The 20474-nt window shown below is 71.0% G+C and carries 24 protein-coding genes; 10 read left to right on the top strand and 14 right to left on the bottom strand.

All coding sequences use genetic code 11. From position 1 onward, the window contains the following. Window positions 1–210: 210 nt before the first annotated feature. Both AC0IWM_RS03980 and AC0IWM_RS03985 read right to left on the bottom strand, forming a co-directional pair. On the bottom strand, window positions 211–837 hold the full coding sequence (locus AC0IWM_RS03980) for a gamma-glutamylcyclotransferase (RefSeq protein ID WP_471753183.1): 627 nt from the start codon (window positions 835–837) through the stop codon (window positions 211–213). A 178-nt stretch (window positions 838–1015) separates the two neighbouring features. Next, entirely contained in the window at window positions 1016–1438 is a 423-nt protein-coding gene (locus tag AC0IWM_RS03985) for a hypothetical protein (RefSeq protein ID WP_471753184.1), read from the bottom strand. Between the two features lie 130 nt (window positions 1439–1568). On the opposite strand from AC0IWM_RS03985, the gene recO reads away from it, so the two are divergent. Next, window positions 1569–2309, top strand: coding sequence for a DNA repair protein RecO (gene recO, locus AC0IWM_RS03990; RefSeq protein WP_471753185.1), 741 nt, complete (start codon window positions 1569–1571; stop codon window positions 2307–2309). A 53-nt stretch (window positions 2310–2362) separates the two neighbouring features. Then, a complete protein-coding gene (gene parC / locus AC0IWM_RS03995; RefSeq protein WP_471753186.1) occupies window positions 2363–4612 on the top strand; it encodes a DNA topoisomerase IV subunit A in 2250 nt (749 codons plus the stop codon). Window positions 4613–4648: 36 nt separating this feature from the next. On the opposite strand, the gene AC0IWM_RS04000 is transcribed toward parC, so the two are convergent. The 4 genes from AC0IWM_RS04000 to AC0IWM_RS04015 all read right to left on the bottom strand — a co-directional run bounded on the left by AC0IWM_RS04000 (window position 4649) and on the right by AC0IWM_RS04015 (window position 7263). After that, window positions 4649–4948, bottom strand: a complete 300-nt coding sequence (locus AC0IWM_RS04000; RefSeq protein WP_471753187.1) for a helix-turn-helix domain-containing protein — start codon at window positions 4946–4948, stop codon at window positions 4649–4651. An 11-nt stretch (window positions 4949–4959) separates the two neighbouring features. After that, window positions 4960–5286: a type II toxin-antitoxin system RelE/ParE family toxin gene (locus AC0IWM_RS04005; RefSeq protein WP_471753188.1), complete on the bottom strand. Its 327-nt coding sequence runs from the start codon at window positions 5284–5286 to the stop codon at window positions 4960–4962. Window positions 5287–5491: 205 nt separating this feature from the next. Continuing rightward, the gene (infA, locus tag AC0IWM_RS04010) at window positions 5492–5764 is read right to left on the bottom strand and encodes a translation initiation factor IF-1 (protein ID WP_055947419.1); all 273 of its coding nucleotides are present in this window, start codon (window positions 5762–5764) and stop codon (window positions 5492–5494) included. A gap of 326 nt (window positions 5765–6090) precedes the next feature. Then, window positions 6091–7263, bottom strand: coding sequence for a branched-chain amino acid ABC transporter substrate-binding protein (locus tag AC0IWM_RS04015; protein WP_471753189.1), 1173 nt, complete (start codon window positions 7261–7263; stop codon window positions 6091–6093). Window positions 7264–7460: 197 nt separating this feature from the next. Here AC0IWM_RS04015 and AC0IWM_RS04020 point away from each other — a divergent pair, with 197 nt between their 5' ends. From AC0IWM_RS04020 to AC0IWM_RS04035, 4 genes are read left to right on the top strand one after another with little or no spacing between them, the layout of a single operon-like run. Beyond that, window positions 7461–7784, top strand: coding sequence for an XdhC family protein (locus tag AC0IWM_RS04020; protein ID WP_056466075.1), 324 nt, complete (start codon window positions 7461–7463; stop codon window positions 7782–7784). 9 nt (window positions 7785–7793) lie between these two features. Further along, window positions 7794–8495: an XdhC family protein gene (locus AC0IWM_RS04025; RefSeq protein ID WP_471753190.1), complete on the top strand. Its 702-nt coding sequence runs from the start codon at window positions 7794–7796 to the stop codon at window positions 8493–8495. Further along, window positions 8492–9517 carry a molybdopterin-binding protein gene (locus tag AC0IWM_RS04030; protein ID WP_471753191.1) on the top strand — a complete coding sequence of 342 codons (1026 nt, stop codon included), beginning with the start codon at window positions 8492–8494 and terminating at the stop codon, window positions 9515–9517. The genes AC0IWM_RS04025 and AC0IWM_RS04030 overlap by 4 nt, the downstream gene beginning before the upstream one ends. Before the next feature lie 5 nt (window positions 9518–9522). Further along, a complete protein-coding gene (locus AC0IWM_RS04035; protein WP_471753192.1) occupies window positions 9523–10110 on the top strand; it encodes a nucleotidyltransferase family protein in 588 nt (195 codons plus the stop codon). 6 nt (window positions 10111–10116) lie between these two features. Here AC0IWM_RS04035 and AC0IWM_RS04040 read toward each other — a convergent pair whose 3' ends face one another. Continuing rightward, window positions 10117–10290, bottom strand: a complete 174-nt coding sequence (locus tag AC0IWM_RS04040; protein WP_447677778.1) for a DUF2256 domain-containing protein — start codon at window positions 10288–10290, stop codon at window positions 10117–10119. Between the two features lie 50 nt (window positions 10291–10340). Further along, complete coding sequence (locus tag AC0IWM_RS04045; RefSeq protein WP_471753193.1) at window positions 10341–11207, bottom strand: formyltransferase family protein; 867 nt, start codon at window positions 11205–11207, stop codon at window positions 10341–10343. Between the two features lie 216 nt (window positions 11208–11423). Between AC0IWM_RS04045 and AC0IWM_RS04050 the strand changes: the two genes are divergently transcribed. Further along, window positions 11424–13067 carry a cryptochrome/photolyase family protein gene (locus tag AC0IWM_RS04050; RefSeq protein ID WP_471753502.1) on the top strand — a complete coding sequence of 548 codons (1644 nt, stop codon included), beginning with the start codon at window positions 11424–11426 and terminating at the stop codon, window positions 13065–13067. Between the two features lie 2 nt (window positions 13068–13069). Here AC0IWM_RS04050 and bcsS read toward each other — a convergent pair whose 3' ends face one another. Then, window positions 13070–13744 carry a cellulose biosynthesis protein BcsS gene (gene bcsS / locus AC0IWM_RS04055; RefSeq protein WP_471753194.1) on the bottom strand — a complete coding sequence of 225 codons (675 nt, stop codon included), beginning with the start codon at window positions 13742–13744 and terminating at the stop codon, window positions 13070–13072. 397 nt (window positions 13745–14141) lie between these two features. Between bcsS and AC0IWM_RS04060 the strand changes: the two genes are divergently transcribed. Beyond that, window positions 14142–14744: an exopolysaccharide biosynthesis protein gene (locus tag AC0IWM_RS04060; RefSeq protein WP_272481482.1), complete on the top strand. Its 603-nt coding sequence runs from the start codon at window positions 14142–14144 to the stop codon at window positions 14742–14744. A 25-nt stretch (window positions 14745–14769) separates the two neighbouring features. Here the strand turns inward: AC0IWM_RS04060 and AC0IWM_RS04065 are convergent, their stop codons facing one another. From AC0IWM_RS04065 to AC0IWM_RS04075, 3 genes are read right to left on the bottom strand one after another with little or no spacing between them, the layout of a single operon-like run. Further along, a complete protein-coding gene (locus tag AC0IWM_RS04065; protein ID WP_471753503.1) occupies window positions 14770–15594 on the bottom strand; it encodes a metal ABC transporter permease in 825 nt (274 codons plus the stop codon). 38 nt (window positions 15595–15632) lie between these two features. After that, entirely contained in the window at window positions 15633–16529 is an 897-nt protein-coding gene (locus AC0IWM_RS04070; RefSeq protein ID WP_471753195.1) for a metal ABC transporter ATP-binding protein, read from the bottom strand. After that, window positions 16526–16657: a hypothetical protein gene (locus tag AC0IWM_RS04075; protein ID WP_272481483.1), complete on the bottom strand. Its 132-nt coding sequence runs from the start codon at window positions 16655–16657 to the stop codon at window positions 16526–16528. The genes AC0IWM_RS04070 and AC0IWM_RS04075 overlap by 4 nt, the downstream gene beginning before the upstream one ends. Before the next feature lie 133 nt (window positions 16658–16790). Here AC0IWM_RS04075 and AC0IWM_RS04080 point away from each other — a divergent pair, with 133 nt between their 5' ends. Next, a complete protein-coding gene (locus AC0IWM_RS04080; RefSeq protein WP_471753504.1) occupies window positions 16791–17279 on the top strand; it encodes a Fur family transcriptional regulator in 489 nt (162 codons plus the stop codon). A 22-nt stretch (window positions 17280–17301) separates the two neighbouring features. Here the strand turns inward: AC0IWM_RS04080 and AC0IWM_RS04085 are convergent, their stop codons facing one another. After that, window positions 17302–18804 (bottom strand): exopolysaccharide biosynthesis polyprenyl glycosylphosphotransferase, encoded by a 1503-nt coding sequence (locus AC0IWM_RS04085; RefSeq protein ID WP_471753505.1) that lies wholly within the window; start codon window positions 18802–18804, stop codon window positions 17302–17304. A 446-nt stretch (window positions 18805–19250) separates the two neighbouring features. Further along, complete coding sequence (gene hmuQ, locus AC0IWM_RS04090) at window positions 19251–19565, bottom strand: heme-degrading protein HmuQ (RefSeq protein ID WP_056466106.1); 315 nt, start codon at window positions 19563–19565, stop codon at window positions 19251–19253. Between the two features lie 481 nt (window positions 19566–20046). Between hmuQ and AC0IWM_RS04095 the strand changes: the two genes are divergently transcribed. Continuing rightward, a complete protein-coding gene (locus AC0IWM_RS04095; protein ID WP_056466107.1) occupies window positions 20047–20469 on the top strand; it encodes a helix-turn-helix domain-containing protein in 423 nt (140 codons plus the stop codon). The last annotated feature ends 5 nt before the right edge of the window (window positions 20470–20474 follow it).

Raw genomic sequence — 20474 nt, forward strand, 5'->3', positions numbered from 1 at the left:
GAGGTCAGGGCCTGCGGCGTCGCGCGTGACCCGCCCCGCGACCCGCCGGGATCCGGCGTTCACGGCGGTTTCGCTCGGGATCCCGTCCGCGGTTGCCGGGCCGGTCCGAACGCCCGGATCTCAGGAGCCGGGCGCCCCCACCGGTTCTCCGGCAGGGAGCCGCGCTCGGAGCCGCTCGGCCACCATCCGCTGCAGGGTCAGCAGGTGCGGTCAGCGGATCCCTTCCGCGAGGCAGGCGGAGACCGTGCGGAACAGGTACTCGGCGCTGGGACCGAGATGGCCGGCGCCGGAGGCGATCCGGTCGGCGATCGCGGCGTCCGAGATCGGGCCGGTATAGCGGTCGCTGTCCGGGTTCACCACGAAGGTGAGCGCCTGGATCGGGCCTGCGGCCGTCTCCACCGTCACCCAGCGGCCGATGTATCCGTTGCCCCGCATCTCGCGGCGCCAGACCGGCAGCAGGGTCTCGGCGGCCTCGTCGCCGGTGAGCCGGAAGGCGACCCCGTCGCAGGACTCGCCTGCGTCGAGGGCGAGGACCAGGCCGGGATGGTCGACGCTGCCGCGGAAGCGCCGCTGCAGGAGGCAGAAGCGCCGGTGGTAGCCGTGGACGGTGCCGACCCGGCGCTCCGAATAGGTGAATTCCGGCCGCCAGATCAGCGAGCCGTAGCCGAACACCCAGAGCCCCTCCGCCGGCAGCGGCCGGGCGGCGAAGGCGGCCGCGAGGCCCGGCGCCAGCTCGGCATCGGTCATCAGGGCCAGGGCGGTGGCGTCGTCCGCCACCGGCGTGGGATGGGCGCGGGCGATCAGGTCGAGGGTCAGGTCGAGGGACGGGTCCGGCATGGTCGCAGCGAACCACCGGGCGGCCCGGGGCGCAAGACGTGGCCCCTCAAGACGTGGCCCCTCAAGACGTGGCCCCTCAAGACGTGGCCCCTCGCGAGATCCGACACGCCGTGGCGGCGGTCTCCCGCGCCGGCTTTCGGGTCTTGGCTTTCGGGTCTTGGCTTTCGGGTCTTGGCCTTCAGGTCTTGGCGGCGGCCATCGCCTCGAGTTCGGGCAGCGGCTCGGTGCGGTGGTAGTCGCAGGCTTCCTTGTCCTCGTCGATGACGGTCAGGATTCCGGCCTTCTCCTGGATGACGATCTTGACCCGCTCCGCCTTGCCGAAGGTGCGGCCCCGCATCCGGCTCGACACGCAGTAGAGGGTGCGTCCCTCGTCGAGGAAGGGCCCGGAGACCCGACTCTGCACGAAGCGGACCGGGATCAGCGAAACCGAACCGAACTCGGTCCGGCTCAGCGCGAGGGCGGCGAGGCGCTCCCGGATCGGGGCGGTCGCGGCGGGCGTCGGGACCGGCGTACGGGGGCTGCAGCCGGCGAGGACGAGGGGCACCAGGGCGGCGAGGGCCCGAGCGCGGGTGCCGCGGCGTGCGGGCACGGGAAAGGACATTGCGGGCGACCTCGATTCGGCGTCGCATCGAGCCTAGCCGGATTCTCGCAGGGCGGGAACGGCGCTCAGCATGCAACCGAAGCCATCGCGTCGCGTTTGCATCGCCCGGCGGGCGCCGTAAGACACGGCCATGCAATGGACCGACGAGGCCCTGGTTCTCGGCCTGCGCCGCCAGGGCGAGACCAGCGTCATCCTCGAACTCCTGACCCGGGAGCACGGCCGCCATCTCGGGCTCGTGCATGGCGGCCGCTCGCGCCGGATGCAGCCGGTGCTCCAGGCCGGCAATCGGGTGCAGGCCACCTGGCGGGCGCGCCTCGACGAGAGCCTGGGCGCCTTCGCGGTCGAGCCGGTGGAATCCGTCGCCGCCCGGCTGATGGGCTCCGGGCTCGCCCTCTACGGCATGAGCCACCTCGCCGGCCTGCTCCGCCTGCTGCCCGAGCGCGAGCCCCATCCCGAGCTGTTCGAGGCCGCCGGCCTCCTCGTCGCGCACCTGCACGACCCCGACATCGCCCCGCCGCTGATGGTGCGCTTCGAGCTCGCCATCCTGGCCGAGCTCGGCTTCGGGCTCGACCTCGCGGCCTGCGCCGCCACGGGGGGCAACGACGCCCTGATCTACGTCTCGCCCCGCAGCGGGCGGGCGGTGAGCGCCTCGGCCGGCGAGCCCTATCGCGACAGGCTGCTGGCGCTGCCGGACTTCCTGCGCGCCCGCCCGCCCGGCGCGGGGCTGCCGATGACTCCGGACGCCCGAGACGTTACCGAGGGGTTTACCTTGACGGGGTATTTCCTCGATCAGCACATCTGGGGACCGCGCGCGATCCCCGTGCCCGAGGAGCGCGCACGCTTCGTTGCATTGGGCACGCGGAACGCCTAAATTCTGTTCGTGCTTTGTTCTGATTTGGGTCGGTTGCGGCCCGGGAGTTCGTGATGGGCCAGCCCTTCGAGCCGCCATCGAATCCCGATGGCATCGAGAGCGTCGAGCTGAAGACCGCGCTGGAGGATCGCTACCTCGCCTACGCGCTCTCGACGATCATGCACCGGGCGCTGCCCGATGCCCGCGACGGGCTGAAGCCGGTCCATCGCCGCATCCTGTTCGCCATGCGGCTCCTGAAGCTCGACCCGACCTCGGCCTTCAAGAAATGCGCCCGCATCGTCGGCGACGTCATCGGCAAGTATCACCCGCACGGCGACACGGCGGCCTACGACGCCCTGGTGCGCATGGCGCAGGATTTCGCGCAGCGCTACCCGCTCGTCGACGGCCAGGGCAATTTCGGCAACATCGACGGCGATAACGCCGCCGCCCAGCGCTACACCGAGGCCCGGATGACGGAGGTGGCGCGCCTCCTCCTCGAAGGCCTCGACGACGATTCGGTGGATTTCCGCCCGAACTACGACGGGCAGGAGGAGGAGCCGGTGGTGCTCCCCGCCGCCTTCCCGAACCTGCTCGCCAACGGCAGCCAGGGCATCGCGGTCGGCATGGCGACCTCGATCCCACCCCACAACGCGGCCGAGCTCTGCGACGCGGCGCTCTACCTCATCACCCATCCGGAGGCGACCTCCGCCCAGCTCCTCACCTTCGTGAAGGGACCGGACTTCCCCACCGGCGGCATCCTGATCGACAGCGCCGAATCGATCACCGAGGCCTACCGCACCGGGCGCGGCGGCTTTCGCGTGCGGGCGCGCTGGGCCAAGGAGGATCTCGGGCGCGGGACCTGGACCATCGTGGTCACGGAGATCCCCTACGGCGTGCAGAAGGCGCGCCTGATCGAGAAGCTCGCGGAGCTGCTGCAGGAGCGCAAGCTGCCGCTCCTGGCCGACGTGCGCGACGAATCGGCCGAGGACGTGCGCATCGTTCTTGAGCCGCGCGCCCGCAACGTCGACCCGGTCATCCTGATGGAATCGCTGTTCCGGCTCACCGAGCTCGAATCGCGCATCTCGCTCAACATGAACGTGCTGGTGGGCGGGCTCGTGCCCCGGGTCATCGGCCTCGCCGAGGCCCTGCGCGAGTGGCTCGACCACCGCCGCGTCGTGCTCCAGCGCCGCTCGCGCCACCGCCTCGGCCAGATCGACCGCCGCCTGGAGATCCTCGGCGGCCTGCTCATCGTCTATCTCGACCTCGACGAGGTGATCCGCATCATCCGCGAGGAGGACGAGCCAAAGCCCGCCCTGATGAAGCGCTTCGAGCTCACCGAGATCCAGGCCAACGCCATCCTCGACACGCGCCTGCGCTCCCTGCGCAAGCTCGAGGAGATGGAGATGAAACGCGAGCTCGACGCGCTGACCCTGGAGAAGGAGGGGATCGAGGGCCTGCTCGGCTCCGACAAGCTGCAATGGGCCGACATCACCAAGCAGATCCGCGCGGTGAAGAAGACCTTCGGCCCCGAGACCAAGATCGGCGCCCGGCGCACCACCCTGGAGAACCCGCCCGATACGGCCGGCATCGACTTCACCGCCGCCATGGTGGAGCGCGAGCCGATCACCGTGATCGTCTCGAACAAGGGCTGGATCCGGGCGCTCAAGGGCCATGTCGCCGACCTGTCCGGCGTCGCCTTCAAGGGCGATGACGGCCTCAAGCTCGCCTTTCCGAGCGAGACCACGGCCAAGATCCTGGTGCTGGCCTCGAACGGCAAGGTGTTCACCCTGGAGGCCGCCAAGCTGCCGGGCGGGCGCGGCTTCGGCGACCCGATCCGCCTGATGGTGGATTTCGACGACGGCACCGAGATCGTGGCGGCCATGCCCTACCAGCCCGGGGCGAAGGTCCTCCTGGCGGCCACGGACGGGCGCGGCTTCCTGGCGCCGGCCGACGCGCTGGTCGCCAACACCCGCAAGGGCAAGGGCATCATGGGCCTCGACGCACCGGCCACCGCGGCCGTGCTGGTGCCGGCGGCGGGCGACCACGTGGCGGTGTGCAGCGCCGACCGGTTGATGCTGGTCTTCCCGTTGAGCGAATTGCCCGAGATGGTGCGCGGCAAGGGCGTCCGCCTGCAGCGCTGCCGCCAGACCACCCTCACCGACGCCCACGTCTTCGCCCTGGCCGAGGGCCTGCCCTGGCGCGAAGCGGGCGGCGAGGCGCGGCTCGCCAATGCGGGCATCCTGGAGAAGTGGATCGGCCACCGGGCCGAGGCCGGCACGCTGATGACCCGGAGCTTCCCGAAATTCGAGCGGTTCGGGAAGTAGGCGGAGCGGTCGCCCCAGGCGCCTGGGACGTGGACCTCAGGTCGCCTGGCCTAGGGTTTCCTCGACGAGGCGAGGATTGCGCTGAAGGAGCGCCAGCAGCACGCGGGCCGGTCCTTCGGGCTGGCGCCGGCGCTGTTCCCAGTTCCGCAGGGTGCCGACGGCGACACCGATCCGACGGGCGAAGGCATCCTGCGAGAGATCGGTCGCCTTTCGGATCGCGGCGACGTCGATGTCCTGCGGAACGTGGATGGCGCACCCGGCTGCGATATCCCCGCGCGCATGGGCGGCCGCCTGCGTCAGGCTCAGCGTCAACTCGGCGAACATCGCTTCGTCCATCGCTCTACTCCTTAGAACAAGGTCTCGACGAGACGGGCAAGGGTGCGGGCCTGATCGGGTGTCAGGTCGCCCTGGTCATTCTTCGCGTAGGCCAGGAGCAGGTACACGCCCTTGGGGCCGACGAAGTACGAGATCACGCGGGCGCCGCCGCGCTTGCCACGTCCTGCCAAGGGAACACGAACCTTCCGAAGGCCACCAGTCCCCGGGATCGCATCACCCGCCTGCGGATGCGCCGCGAAGAAATTCACGACCGCGCTGCGCTCGGCCTCGGTCATCACGCGTTCGGCGGAGCGCAGGTAGATCTCGGTCTCGATGACCGTATGAAGGGCGCTCGCCATACCTCAGACTGCGCCGTTGGCGCACGTGGGTCAACGGCAAGGTATCGGCCGCGGGCTCCGGTGAACGTCCGCCATGCGACTGCAGGCCCGTTGCCGTCCGCGCCAAACACGGACGGCAAGGCCCGGGGAACCGAGTCTTGCCGCGTAGAAAGCCTTGCCGCGCCTGGATCATTGCGATTTGGGAAGTCCAGTCGCGCCGCTCGGGTCAGCGGCGGCGGAACTGGCCGCGCATCGGCGGACGCGGACCGGCGGAGCGCTCGTCCTTGTGCCGGAACACGAGGCGGCCCTTCTCCAGGTCGTAGGGAGACATCTCGACGGTGACACGGTCGCCGGCCAGAGTCTTGATGCGGTTCTTCTTCATCTTGCCGGCCGTGTAGGCCACGATCTCGTGGCCCTGATCGAGCTGCACGCGGTAGCGCGCGTCCGGCAGGATCTCGATCACGAGACCGTCGAACTGCATCAACTCTTCTTTCGCCATCCACACTCTCCAGCCGGACGGCCTGAAAAGGGGCGACCCGGGACACAAAACGAAGCCGTTCGGCAAAACGCGGCGGGCGGCGGGTCCGATCCCATCGGATGCGCAACACCGGCGAGCGTTGCCCCGACATAATGTCCGGGCCGGCCGGAAGCAAGCTTTTCCCGATTCGGACCGGTGAGCAAGCCGGCACAATCCGCGCGAGGATTCGGCGAGGATTCGACAAGGTTTCGGAAAGACCAGGATTCGGCGCGCGCTTTCGCACATCGCGGCCCGCGAGATCGCCGCGGTCCGCCTCCGGCCGTGCCGCCGACGGCCGCGGCGCCCCGTCAGGGCGTGACGTCGTTGCCGACGTAGTCGATCCGCCCGTCCGGGGTCCGCTTCCAGGCCTGCAGGATGGTGGCCGGGCGGCGGGGATCGGGCTTGAGGTCGCCCCTGGCATCGTAGGCGAGGTCGCCGAGGATCGTCCGCAGGGAACGGCCCTGGTGCAGGTAGGCGGCTACCGCCCGGCCGTCCCCCGATCCGGCGCCGAGGATGCCCTGGCGCAGGACCTCGACGGCCGCGTAGGCCTGGGCGGCCACGGCGTTCGCCTCCGGGGTGCGCGGCACCCTGGCGGCCTTCCCGTCGGGCAGCCTGGGCTCGGGCAGCTTCGACTCGGAGAGCCTGGGCGGCTCGGGCGTCAGGGTCATCACCGTGCCCTCGGCCGCCGGGCCGGCCGCCTGCGGGAAGGCCGGGTCGAGGAGGCCGTCGCTGCCCACCAGGGGCGCGGTTACGCCGGCGTCGCGCAGGCCGCGCAGGAGCACGGCGGCATCCGGAGCGAGCCCCCCGAAATACACGACCTCGACCCGCGCCCGCTTCAGGCGCGCGGCCAGCCCGGAGACGTCCCGCTCGCCGCGGGTCAGGGCCTCGAAGGCGGCCTCCGGCTGGCCGGCGGCCTTCAGGGCGCGGCTCACGCCCTCCGCGAGGCCGCGCCCGAACGGGCTCTTGTCGTGCACGAGGCCGATGCGCTGGCCGCCATGACGGCCGAGGAGGTAGGCGCCGGCGAGCCGCCCCTGCTCGGCCTCGTTCGGCACGGTGCGGAACACGTTCCACAGGCCCTTGGCCGTCAGCCCGGGATAGCCGGTGCCCGGCGTCACGGCGACGATGCCGGCCTCCTCGTAGACCGGCATGGCCAGGGCCGCGACGCCCGCACCGAAGGGGCCGACGACGAGGCCGACCCGCTCGGCGGCGAACCGCCGGGCGACGACCAGGCCCTGCTTGCCGTCGCCGGCATCGTCGGCCACCACGAGGACGAGGCGCTGCCCGTTGACGCCACCGCCCCGGTTGAGATCGGCCACCGCCCGCTCGGCCCCGAGCCGCAGCCCCTCTCCGAAGGCGGCATCCGGGCCGGTCAGCGGGGCCGACAGCCCGATCCGGACCTGGGCCTCCACGGAGCCGGCCGTCGAACCCATCAGCAGGCCGGCGAGAGCGAGGGCACAGGCGGTGGCACGGAGGCTGGGCATCGGGGCGCGGGGTCCATCGAGGCAGGTGACGTGGCCCCACGATAGGGGTGCCCGGCCGGTGCGGGAAGTCACGCCCCGGATGTCGGCCCCATGAGGCTCGCATTGCCGCGGCTGCGCGGGACCTTACCTACTTCTCCCGGGTTTCCATCCATGTTCCACGCAGCGGGTCCGAGCCCGCGCCGGAGTTCGTCAGGGCCATGCTTTCCACCGACAACGACATCCTCGGCGCGGCCGAAGCCTGGCGGCGCGAGGGTCGCGCGGTGGCGCTCGCCACCGTCATCGAGACCTGGGGCTCGGCGCCGCGGCCGGTGGGCAGCCATCTCGTGGTCGACGGCGAGGGCAATTTCCTCGGTTCTGTCTCCGGCGGCTGCGTCGAGGGCGCGGTGATCACCGAAGGCCTGGAGGCGATCGCCGACGGCCAGGCGCGGGTGATCGAATTCGGCGTGGCCGACGAGACCGCCTGGCGGGTCGGCCTGTCCTGCGGCGGGCGCATCCGCGTCTTCGTCGAGCCCGTGGCCTGAGTCGGCGCCATGCAGCTCGAAACCCTCGCGGTCCTCAATGCCGAGCGCGCCGCGCGCCGGGCCGCCATCCTGGTGACGGAGCTCGACGGCGGGGTGCAGCGCGTGGTGCGCGAGGCCGAGATCGCCGGCGACCCCCTGGCCGACCTCCTCGCCCGCCATCTCGCCTCCGGCAAGAGCGGCCTCGCCGAGGCGGGCGGGCGCTCCGTCTTCCTCACCGTGCAGGCGCCCCCGGTGCGGCTGGTGGTCATCGGCGCCGTGCATATCAGCCAGGCCCTGTGCCCGATGGCGCGTACCCTCGACCTGGCCGTCACCGTCATCGATCCGCGCACCGCCTTCGCGACGCCGGAGCGCTTCCCCGGCATCGATCTCGTCGCCGAATGGCCGGACGACGCCCTGGCGGGGCCGGTCCCGCCCCTCGATCGCTACTGCGCGGTGGCGGCCCTGACCCACGATCCGAAGATCGACGACCCCGCCCTGGCGGCGGCGCTCCGGGCCGGCTGCTTCTACGTCGGCGCCCTCGGCTCGCGCAAAACCCACGCGGCCCGCGTCGCCCGTCTCACCCAGGCCGGGTTCTCGGAGGCCGAGATCGGGCGGATCGCGGCACCGATCGGCCTGCCCATCCAGGCCGTCAGCCCGGCCGAGATCGCCGTCTCGATCCTGGCGCAGATCATCGCCGCGCAGCGTACCCCCCGTGCCGGAGCCGCCCCGTGAAGTTCGGCGCCGTCCCCACCGGCGAGGCCGCCGGTCTGATCGCCGCCCATACGGTGCGGTCCCACGACGTGACCCTGCGCAAGGGCCGGGTGATCCCGGCCGAGGACGCCGCGCGCCTCGCCGCCGCCGGCCTGTCCGAACTCGTGGCCGTCACCCTGGAGCCGGGCGACGTGGCCGAGGATGCGGCGGCCGAGCGCCTCGCCGCGCATCTCGCCGGCGCGCAGCTGCACCGCGAGCCGCCCTTCACCGGCCGCTGCAACCTGCACGCGGCCACCGCCGGGCTCCTGCAGATCGACCGGGCCGCCATCGACGCCGTCAACGGCACCGACGAGGCGATCACGGTGGCGACGCTCGCGCCCTACAAGCCGGTGGTGGCCGGCGAGATGGTCGCCACGGTCAAGATCATCCCCTACGCGGTCTCGGGTGCGGCCCTCGATCGGGCCTGCCGCGCCGCGCCCGCGGGCGCCCTCGCCGTCGCGCCCTACCGCTTGACCCGGGTCGCCGTGGTCTCGACCCTGCTGCCCGGCCTCAAGCCCGCGACCATCGACAAGACGCTGGCCAACCTGCGCCACCGCCTCGCCCCCACGGGCGCGGAGCTCGTCGCCGAGGCCCGCGTGCCCCATCGCCGGGAGGCCGTGGCCGACGCGATCCGGGCGGCGGTCGCGGAGGATCGCGCCGAGCTGGTGGTGGTGTTCGGCGCCTCGGCCATCGCCGACCGGCGCGACGTGATTCCCGCTGCGATCGAGGCGGCGGACGGGCATGTGGACCACCTCGGCATGCCGGTGGACCCGGGCAACCTCCTGCTGGTCGGCCGGGTCGGCGCGGTTCCGGTCATCGGCGCGCCGGGCTGCGCGCGCTCGCCCAAGGAGAACGGCTTCGACTGGGTGCTGCACCGGCTGCTCGCCGGGCTGGCCGTGACCCGGGCCGACATCGTCGCCCTGGGCGTCGGCGGCCTCCTGATGGAGATCGTGTCGCGGCCCCAGCCCCGCTCCGGCGGCGACCCGGCCGACGAGGATGCCTGAGGCCGATGCCTGAACTCGGCCTCATCCTCCTCGCGGCCGGGCGGGGAACCCGCTTCGGCGCGGCGCCGAAGCTGCTGCAGCCCTTGGCCGGCCGGCCACTGGTGCGCCACGCGGCCGAGGCCGCCATCGGCTCCGGGCTCGGCCCGGTGGTGGCGGTCCTCGGCGCCCATGCCGACCGGGTCGGCGCCGCCCTCGACGGGCTCGATCTCGTCCGAATCGTGAACCCTTCCTATGCCGGCGGCCTCGCGACCTCGCTCCAGGCCGGTCTGGCGGCCCTGCCGGCGGAGGTGGCGGGCGCGATCGTGCTCCTCGGCGACATGCCGCGCGTGACCGCCCGCCACCTCACGGACCTCGCCGAGGCCTTCCGCCGGGCCGACCCGGCCCCTTCGGCCGTGGTGCCGATCCATGCCGGCCGGCGCGGCAACCCGGTCCTCCTGAACCTGGGGCTCCTGGCGCCGGCCCTCGCCGCCCTCTCCGGCGACCAGGGGGCGGGGCGCCTGCTCGCCGGACGCGACGACGTGCTGGAATGCGCGATGGATGCGGGCGTCACCCAGGACGTCGACACGCCCGATGGTCTCGCCGCCCTCGGCTGAGGCCGGTCAGTCCTGCGCCGCGGCCCGCGCCGGGGCGCGCTTGGCCTCGGCCCGGCACCGGTCCGAGCAGTAGCGGACCTCGTCCCAGACCCGCTCCCACTTCTTGCGCCACGCGAACGGCTTGCCGCACTGGACGCAGACCTTGGTGGGGAGATCGGCCTTCTTGCGCATCCGCGCCATCGGATCTGCTCGGTCGCTTCTGGGGAGACGTCGCGTCCATATAGGGCAGCCTACCGCCCGAGCTGCCCGGCCTCGCTGACCGGGACGGGGCTCCAGCGGTTGAGCTGGATGTAGCCGTCGCGGGCCGCGACGACGACGTGGCGGCGGTAGCGCTGCACCACCGTCCCGGGCGAATGGCGGTGCGCCTCCCGCCAGCCCTCGGCGGCCGCCACGTAGACCCGCGACTCGCCGACCCGTGCGATCGTCTCGATCGTGCCGAAGGCGCGGACGCGGCGCAGGATCGCCTCGACCTCGGACCGGAAATCCAGTGTCCGGTCGGCATCCGTGACCCGCGGCCAGTAGGAGCCGGTGCCCTGGGGGGCCGGCGTTCTCCAGAGGGCGGGAAGGTCCCGGGCGACGGGGCCGGCCGCGATGCGGCGCGCCGCCATCTGGCACTTGGCGAGCAGGGTCTCGTGCGATTCCAGGGGGGCGAGCGGGAAGCGCTCCTGGGCCAGGATGTCGCCGGTGTCGAAGCCGTCCTCGGCCAGGACGTGGGCGGTGACGCCCCATTCCGGCTGCCCGTCGCTGATCGCCTTGAAGAGCGGGTAGGGCCCGCGGCCCAGGGGAAGCGGGGAGGGGTGGAAATTCAGCCCGTAGGCCGCCTGGCCGCGCCAGCCCCGGATCAGCCAGGGATAGCCGGCCACCACCAGGGCCCAGTCCCGGCCATGCGCCTCCGCGAGCCCGGAAAGGTCCTCCGGCCGTATCCGCGAGATCTGCATCGGCACGCGGTAGCGGCGGGCCTGGGCCACCACCGCCTCGTTGTGATCGTAGATCCCGTCGCAGGGCCGGGTGAACAGCTTGATCGGCGTCCAGCCCGCCCCGGTCAGGGCCTCGAACACGCCGCCGAGGAAATCGATGCCGGCAAAGGCGAACTTCATGAGGCTCCCGACGGTCCTGCGACGTCACGGATCGGTCGATCCCGCGCGGCGACGGCTCCCCGTCCCCGGCTTTCGCCATACCTACCCGATCGGGAGCGAATTGGGAGCGGGCATGAGGCGGGACATCGTCGCCGAGGGACCGGGGCGCGGAAGCGCCGGCCGGGTCCGGAATCCGGCCCGCGCGCGTCTGCGCCGGCACGGCGGGGCCTGACGGCCATCCGCACCCTGCGCTTCCTCCTCGGCGACCAGCTCACCCGCCGCATCGCCACCCTGACCGATCTCGATCCGGAGCACGACGTCGTGCTGATGGTCGAGGTCCGGGCGGAGGCGACCTATGTCCGCCACCACAAGCAGAAGATCGCGTTCCTGTTCTCGGCGATGCGCCACTTCGCGGCCGAGCTGGAGGCGGAGGGCAGCACCGTCGACTACGTCCGCCTCGATGCCCCGGACAACACCGGCAGCTTCACCGGCGAACTGGCGCGGGCGGTCGCGCGCCACGCGGTCGACCGGGTCGTCGTGACCGAGCCCGGCGAGTGGCGGGTCTGGGAGATGATGGAAGGCTGGCGCGCCGATCTCGGGCCGCCGGTGGAGATCCGCGACGACAACCGCTTCCTCTGTCCGCGCGCGGCCTTCGCCGAATGGGCCGGCGATCGCCGGAGCCTGCGCATGGAGACGTTCTACCGCGGCATGCGCCGGCGGACCGGCCTGCTGATGGAGGGCGCCGAGCCCGTCGGCGGCCGCTGGAACTTCGACCCCGAGAATCGCAAGGGCCTGCCGAAGGGGCACGTCCTGCCCGAGCGCATCGCCTTTCCGCCGGATGCCGTGACCCGGGAGGTCATCGCCCTCGTCGAAGCGGAGTTCGCCGATCACTTCGGCGAGACCCACGCCTTCGCCTGGCCGGTGACCCGGACCGACGCCGTCGCGGCCTTCAAGCACTTCCTCGCCGTGGGCCTTCCCGCCTTCGGCGACTACCAAGACGCGATGCGCGCCGGCGCCCCGTTCCTGTACCACGCGCTGATCGGGCCGGCGCTGAATGCCGGGCTCCTGACGCCTGAGGAGGTCTGCCGGGCGGCGGAGCGCGCCTACCGCGCGGGCGAGGCCCCGCTCCACTGCGTCGAGGGCTTCATCCGCCAGATCCTCGGCTGGCGGGAATACGTACGCGGCCTGTACTGGGCGCGGATGCCGGACTACGCGGGCTCGAACGCCCTCGAGGCCACCCGCGACCTGCCGTGGTTCTACTGGTCCGGCGAGACCGGGATGAACTGCCTGCGGGAGTGCATCGGCGCCACCCGCACCCACGCCTATGCCCACCACATCCAGCGCCTGATGGTGACGGGAAACTTCGCGCTCCTCGCCGGGATCGCGCCGGCGCAGGTCGAGGAATGGTACCTCGTCGTCTACGCCGATGCCTACGAGTGGGTCGAACTGCCCAACGTCCACGGCATGGTGCTCTGGGCCGATGGCGGCGTGATGGGCTCGAAGCCCTACGCGGCCTCGGGCGCCTACATCAACCGCATGTCGGATTACTGCCGGGGCTGCGCCTACGACGTGGCGCAGAAGACCGGCGCCGCGGCCTGCCCGTTCAACTACCTCTACTGGGACTTCCTGATCCGGCACGCCGTGCGCCTCGCGGACAATCCCCGCCTCGCCATGCCCTACCGCACCCTGGCGCGCATGGACCCCGCCAAGCGGGCCGCCATCGTCGAGGATGCGGCCCGCTTCCTCGACGGGCTCGACGCCGCGCCCTCCGCTCCCAGGGTCGAGCAGGGACACCTGGACCTGGCGCCGCCCCGATCCGGCGCGGGCCGCCGCCCCGCCGGGGGCAAGACTCCATCAAGGGGTAGGCCCGCCAGGACGTAGGACTACCAAGGGGTCCAGACGCTGAGGCCGAGATAGGGGCCGGGGTCCTGATCGCTGGCGAGTTGCAGCCCGGCCGAGAGGCGCAGGCTGAAGCGGCCGAGGGCGAAATCCGTGGCGTGCAGCCCGACATTCCATTTCCGGTAGCCGGTCTCGTCCCCGTAGAGGGAGATTTCGGGTCCGAGATAGGCGTCCCAGCCCCGCGTGCCCCAGCCCCGCGTACCCCAGGACAGGCGGCCCCAGGCGCTCATGCGGGTGGTGCCGGCGATCAGCGTGGCGGTGAGTAGGGTCGCGTCGGTGGGGCGGGCCCAGACCTCGCCGTGCAGGCGCAGGCCGAAGCGGGGCGCCAGGGCATGGACGCAGCCGCAGCCCGACACCACCTCCATCGTTCCTTCGGGACCCGCATAGGCGGCAACGACGCCCCAGTCGTGAAACCATTGGTAGCCGAGCGCGACCGCACCGATCGCGGTGTCGCGGGTGACGGCCCCCTCCCGGCGCTGCTGGCCCCCGAGGCTGCCCAGGGCCACGAAGCCCTCCCGATCGAGCCGATCCAGCGCCACCTTCGCGCCCGTGGTGACGAAGACGGAGGGACTTGCCTCCAGGCTCCCGAACAGGAGGATCGAGGCGGGCGAGGAGGCCAGGGCCGGCGCAGCGAGGACGGAGGCGGACCAGGCGACCATGCCGGCCAGGATCGCGGGGCCGCGCCCCGGTTTTGGAACATCTCCTGCCTTCGGTCCCACGGGCGGTCTGCCTCGACCTCGAAGAAGGCTTCAATCTTCCGAAGGCAGGCCGGAAATGCAATCTCAGGTCGGTAAAATCCGGGTATAAGCTAATATTGGTTGCATTCTGCGCAGCCGATAGGTTGATGTTTCCGCGCACTGATCACCTTACGGAAACGAATCTTCGATTTGGCAACTCTAAATTGACGGCGCGTGTCCGAGGCACCCGTCGCGTTCGGCCACCGCCGTCCCGGCCGCCGCGAATCGCGGCCGTCCCGGCGTGCAGATGCGCCGCTTGGCCTGCGCGTCCATCTCGGCTACAGCCCGGCTCAGGACAGTCGCCAATGGCCGAGCTTTCTTGTCACCTGCTGCCAGAACTTCCGAGGTTCTCACCGTGCTCGCCGAGCAGGAAGGGGAACGGCTGACAGTCGGTGACATCGTCGCCGTCCTGAAGGATCGCGCCTTCGCGCTCCTCATCGTGATCCTCGGATTGCCCAACTGCCTGCCGATGCCGCCGCCGATCCCGCTGGTCTGCGGGCTCCTGCTGCTCCTGGTGGCGATCCAGATCACGGCCGGCATGGCCTCGCCCTGGCTGCCGCGGGCGCTGCTGCGCCGGTCCGTCGCCCGCAGCGACGTCGAGCGGGCAGCCAACCGGGCCGTGCCGCTGCTGCGCCGCCTCGAGCACTGGTCGCGCCCGCGCATGAGCCTGTTCGAGACGGCCCTCGGCATGCGCGGGATCGGCCTCATCCTGCTCACGCTGTCGCTGGCCCTGATCGTCGCCGCGCCGATCGTCGGGCAGATTCCCCTCGGTCTCGCCATCTGCCTCGTCGGCCTCGGACTCGTCGAGCGCGACGGCGTCGTGGTGCTGGGCGGCCTCGCCATCGGGGCGGTGGGCGTCCTCCTCAATGCCGGCTTCGTCTACGCCATCATCTCCGGCCTCATGAGCCTCTTCAATCTCTAGGGCTTCGTCCTGAGGCCCCGGCCCGTCAGGCCTCCAGGTGGCGGGCGCGGACGAGCCGGTAGACGAGCCCGCCCCGGCGTCCGACCATCATCGAGACGAGATAGAGGCCGCCGGCCGCCAGCACGATCGCCGGGCCGGTCGGGACATCGGCCTGATAGGACACGCTGAGACCGATCACGCTCGACAGCATCGCGATCAGCACCGAGACCGGGATCATGCCCGACAGGTCCGCCGCCCAGAACCGCGCCGCGATGGCGGGCAGCAGCATCAGCCCCACCGCCAGCAGGGTCCCCAGGGCCTGGAACCCGCCCACGAGGTTCATCACCACGAGGCCGAGGAAGGCGTAGTGGACCGGGGCGCCGGCGCGGCTGACCGTGCGCAGGAACAGCGGATCGACGCATTCCATCACCAGGGGCCGGTAGATCGCCGCCAGGCCGAACAGGGTCACGGTGGCGATGCCCCCGAGCAGCCAGAGCGCCGGATCGTCGAGGGCGAGCACGCTGCCGAACAGGATGTGCAGCAGGTCGATCTGCGATCCGCGTAGGGAGACCAGCAGGACGCCGCCGGCCAGCGAGATCAGGTAGAAGGCCGCCAGACTCGCATCCTCCTTGATCACGGTGGAGCGGGTGACGAGCCCCGCCATCAGCGCCACCGCGAGGCCGGCGGCGAGCCCACCCAGGGTCATGGCCGGCAGGGACAGCCCCGCCACCAGGAAGCCCACCGCCGCCCCGGGCAGGATCGCGTGGCTCATGGCGTCGCTCATCAGGCTCATGCGCCGCAGCATCAGGAACACGCCGACGGGCGGGGCCGAGAGTGACAGGGCGAGGCAGCCGACCAGGGCCCGGCGCATGAAGCCGAATTCGACGAAGGGTCCGAACAGGAGATCGATCACGCGGCGTGCCCATGGTCGTGCGCGGGTTTTGGGCCGTGCGCGGGTTTCTGGCCGTGCGCGGGGTCCCGGTCGTGCGCAGCCCCGTGATCGTGGCTGTGCGGATGGGCGGCGTCATGCGCGTGCGCATGGCCGTGAGCCGGGCCGGTCTCCTCGTGGCGGCCGCAGACCGCCGCATCCTCGTCCCAGGCCTCCGACAGGCTCTGGGCGCGGGCGAGATTCGAGGCCGTGAGCACCCGATCGGTCGGCCCCCAGGCCACCGCCTCCCGGGCGAGGAGCAGGGTCTGCGGGAAGTGGCTCCGAACCTGCCCGAGATCGTGCAGGGCGGCCACGATGGTGCGTCCCTGCCGGTGCCAGGCGCGCACCAGGGCCAGGAGGTCGGCGGTGGTGCGTCCGTCGACACCGGTGAACGGCTCGTCGAGGAGGAGCACCCGGGCCTCCTGCACGATCAGGCGGGCGAACAGGGCGCGCTGGAACTGGCCGCCCGACAGGGTGCCGATCAGGCGCTTCTCGAACCCGGCGAGGCCGACGGCGGCCAAGGCCTCCAAGAGCGTCCCCTGGTGGCGCCGCGTGCTCCGCCAGGGACCGAGGCGGCGCCACAGGCCCATGGCCACGAGGTCGAGGACGCTGAGGGGGAAGCTGCGGTCGATCTCCGCCGCCTGGGGCAGGTAGGCGATGGCGTCGTCGAGGCCCGGTCGCGCGATCCGGCCCTCCAGGCAAGGGATCTCGCCGACGATGCCCTTCAGGAGCGTCGACTTGCCGGCCCCGTTGGGCCCGACCAGGGCGAGGAGCGCGCCGGGGGGGATGATCCCGTCGAGGTGATGGACCGCCGGATGGCGATCGTAGCCGAGGGTCAGGCCGTGGAGCGCGATGGCGCCGGGCAGGTCGGCGCTCATCGGGAGGCCCAGAGAACCGCGCCCCAGAGCAGCAGGGCCAGCACCGCGGCCACCGCGAAGCGCAGGGACGCGCCGGCCTGGAACAGGGAGGGGCGGGGGGAAACGGGAGGACGCGGGTGTCGGGTCACGGATGGATCATTTGCCCGAACGGGAGCGCCGGCTTATGTTGGGGTGATACACTGTAACACTCGGGCAGTTCAACGGGCCGGGTTCATCCGACAGGCCGGGTCCTTCCAGCAGCCCGGGTTCATGGGGCAGACCATGCACGACCATGCGGCGACGCATGACCACGGTTGCGGCGGGGCGCCGGAGGCGATCGCCCGGGCGGAGCGCCTGTGCCGCGAACGCGACCTGCAATTCACCCGGCTGCGCCGCGACGTGCTGGCGGCCGTGGCGGGACAGACGCGGCCGATGGGCGCCTACGACATCGCCGAGGCCCTGAGCGAACCGGGACGGCGGGTCGCGGCGGTCTCGGTCTACCGGGCCCTCGACTTTCTCACCGAGCACGGGCTCGTGCACCGCATCGCCAGCCGCAACGCCTTCGTGTCCTGCGGCCATTCCCACACGGACGGTGCCGGCCTCGTCTTCCTCATCTGCCGGAACTGCGGCACCATCGACGAGACCACCTCGCCGGAAGTGGAGGATCAGCTCGGCCGCACCCTGGCCAAGGCCGGGTTCCGGCCGACGAGCCGGATCCTCGAGGTGGAGGGCGAGTGCGGTGCCTGTCTCGGCCGGTCCGCCGAGGATTGAGGTTCGGGCGGACCGGTCCGTCTCAGCGGGCGTTCCTGTAGGCGCGCCGCGAGAACACCGTCATGAACATGATCCGCAGATCGAGCCAGATCGACCAGTTGTCGATGTAGTGCAGGTCGTGCTGGACCCGCCGCTCCATGTCGAGATCGGTGAGGGTTTCCCCGCGCAGGCCGTTCACCTGCGCCCAGCCGGTGATGCCCGGCATCACGTTGTGGCGCCGGGCGTAGAGCGCGATGCGGTTCTCGAAGCTGCGGTCATGCGCCAGGGCATGGGGGCGCGGCCCGACGAGGGACATCTCGCCGAGCACGACGTTGAGGAGCTGGGGCAATTCGTCGATGTTCGAGCGGCGCAGCACCCGGCCGATCGGCGTGATGCGGCTGTCGTTGCGGGTCGCCTGCTTGAAGACCGTTTCCGGCTCCGCCTTCATGCTGCGGAACTTGAAGACGCCGAAGGGCTGCTGGTTGAAGCCGTAGCGCTTCTGGCGGAAGAACACCGGACCCGGGCTGTCGATCTTCACCAGCACCGCCACCACGAGGAAGAGCGGGCTGAGCAGCACCAGGGCCACCAGGGCCAGGGCGAGATCGAGGCTGCGCTTCAGGAACAGCTCGCCGGCCTGCAACGGGCGGCGCCCGATATTGATGCCCGAGAGGCGGCCGACCCGGGCGAGGGTCAGGTCGGGGAACCGGTCCATCACCGAGCCGGGGCGCAGATGCAGGGCCGCCGGCACCCGCAGGAACGCATCGATGCAGCGCTCGATATCCGAGGCCTCCGACCACGGCACCAGGATGAACACGTCGTCCGGGCGCAGGAAGCGCACCACGGAGACGGCCAGATCGAGATCCTCCGACATCTGGGCGGTGCGGGACGCCGCATCGGCCACCGGGTCGAGGGCGCGCAGGTAGCTCGTCCCGATCACGCGAAGTCCGAGGGCCTCCGGGTCGTTGTGGGCATAGAAGCGGGCGATGTCCTCCTCGTAGCCGACGAGATGGACGCGGTTGGTGTTGCCGGAGGTCGTCGCCGCCGCACTGCGGACCACGCGCAGCATCGCCCCGCGGGCCAGCAGCACCGCCGGCAGCCCGGTCAGGAAGAACCCCAGGGAAACGAGGCGCGAATACTCGTGGGTCGTCTTCGTGGCGAAGCCGATCAGCAGGACGATGGCCCAGGCGCCGGTCCAGACAGTCGCCGCCCGGCGCAGGTGGGGCCGGCGCGAAAGCAGCGTCTCGATGTTGTAGTCCTCGCGCACGAGGTTGGTCAGCAGGACGAAGAGCGCGATCAGGGCGGCGAGTTCGAAGCTGCCGCTGCGGGCCGCCATCGGCACGGTGCCGTCGAAGGCGGCATGGTAGGCGAGATCGATGCCCGCCGCGACGAGGAAGATGACGAGGATCTCCGCCAGGGCGGTCGCGGCCGAGAGGCCGATCCGAAAGGCGGTGCGGCTGCGGCGCGGCAGGAGCGCCGCCCAGACATCGCGGCGTGTCCGGAAGATCGGGAGTTTTTCGAGCGAGGCTGGGATGCGGTCATGAAACATCTGAAGCGCCATGTCCCATCCTGATGCGAAGACTGTGCGAATCTGAACCAAGTCACGAATCAATCATGGTAACCGAGAATAACGGTGCAAGTCTCGGGCCTGAAGCCCGCCGAACCTGTCCGGCGCAGGCTCAGGCCGCGTCTCGGAAGCCGCCGCAGGGCCGACAATTTGAAGAGTCTTTGAAAAAGGAAAGTGTTCTTATCGAGCTATGCGCGTGGATCAACGGTCCGAAAACCGCACGGCGCATTGTGCACTGCCCAGCAACGCCGGTCCGGCGGATAGGGTTGCGCGAAGACTTGCTGTCGACATGTGCGCCGGGGCACGCGGCCTCCGACGCATCGAGGCCGGCCCGGGCGAGGCGCGCCGATCCTGTCCGGATCGACGGCCGTTTTCCGTCTCGGAAGGCGGCGCGGACCCGATCGACGAATCAGGTCTGCGTGGCCGAATCAGCGCGCGACGGTTTGGATCGTCTCGAACCCTTCGAACTGCGGATGGCCGAGGTAGAGGGGCTTGGTCGACGGCACGCGGCCATGGGCTTTCCGGAACTGCTCCGAGCGGGTCCAGGCCTCGAAATCGGCCTTGGACGACCAGATCGTGTGCGAGGCATACAGGACGTGGTCTTCCGCTTCGGGGCCGCGCAGCAGATGGAACTCGACGAAGCCCGGCATTTCGCCCAGATGACTGTCGCGCCCGAGCCAAACCTGCTCGAAATCTTCGGTCGCGTCCTTGACGACTTTGAAGCGATTCATTGCGATATACATGATCCACCTGGGTTTTTCGGCGTCGCGAACGATCCGGTCCGACACCCTAAACCTGGGGCGGCAGCGGCCGAAAGTCATCGCCCCGGCGCATGCGTCGCGCTCCACCCGCTGAGATGCGGCCGCTGAAACCGGGGGCCGGGTCCGGATCCGTGACGCATCCGCGGAGGACCGGCCCGTTCGCAGTGCAGCGAAACTGGCGAGGGACGGATACAACGTCAGGCTTGCAATTTGTGCCGGCTTTGTGGTCAAGCTGTCAGAACGGTCACGGTCGATGCTGATGCGGAGTAAACATCTAGTGGCATTTGACTGCAGACAAGGATAGTCTCCCCCACCTCGTTCTATCGACGGTCGACTCCGCTGGTTTCGTGGCGAATGAACTTAAGGAATCCTGCGCGCCTCCGTACGAAAGCGTTCAAACCTCATCGTCCCCGGGGCTGGTCCGGGCGGGGGCTGGGAAATTCTACAGGGACTGAATCGAGAGATGATGCCTAAGCAGACCACCGACGTCGATCGCCTCGTCGGATTGAGGATCACCGCCCTGCGCAAGGCGCGCGGTCTGAGCCAGACTGCGCTCGGAACCGCCGTCGGCGTGACCTTCCAGCAGGTTCAGAAATACGAGAAGGGGCAGAACCGCGTCGGCGCCGGGCGCCTGCGCGAGATCGCCCGTCTCCTGGAGGTTCCGGTCTCGGCGTTCTTCGAGGAGGACGAGGTCGGCGGCACCCAGTCCGACGTGTTCGGCTTCCTCAGCGCGCAGGGTGCCATCGAACTCCTGCGGGCCTACGCGCTGATCGAGGACGATCAGCTGCGACGCGACGTGCTCGCCATCGTGCGGACGGCCGCGAAGATGGGCAAGCAGGCGCCCGAGCCCGCCGCTGCGGCGCCCGCGGCCGTCGCCGCCAGCTAGGCGCT

Source organism: Methylobacterium sp. AC433, from assembly GCF_979253015.1.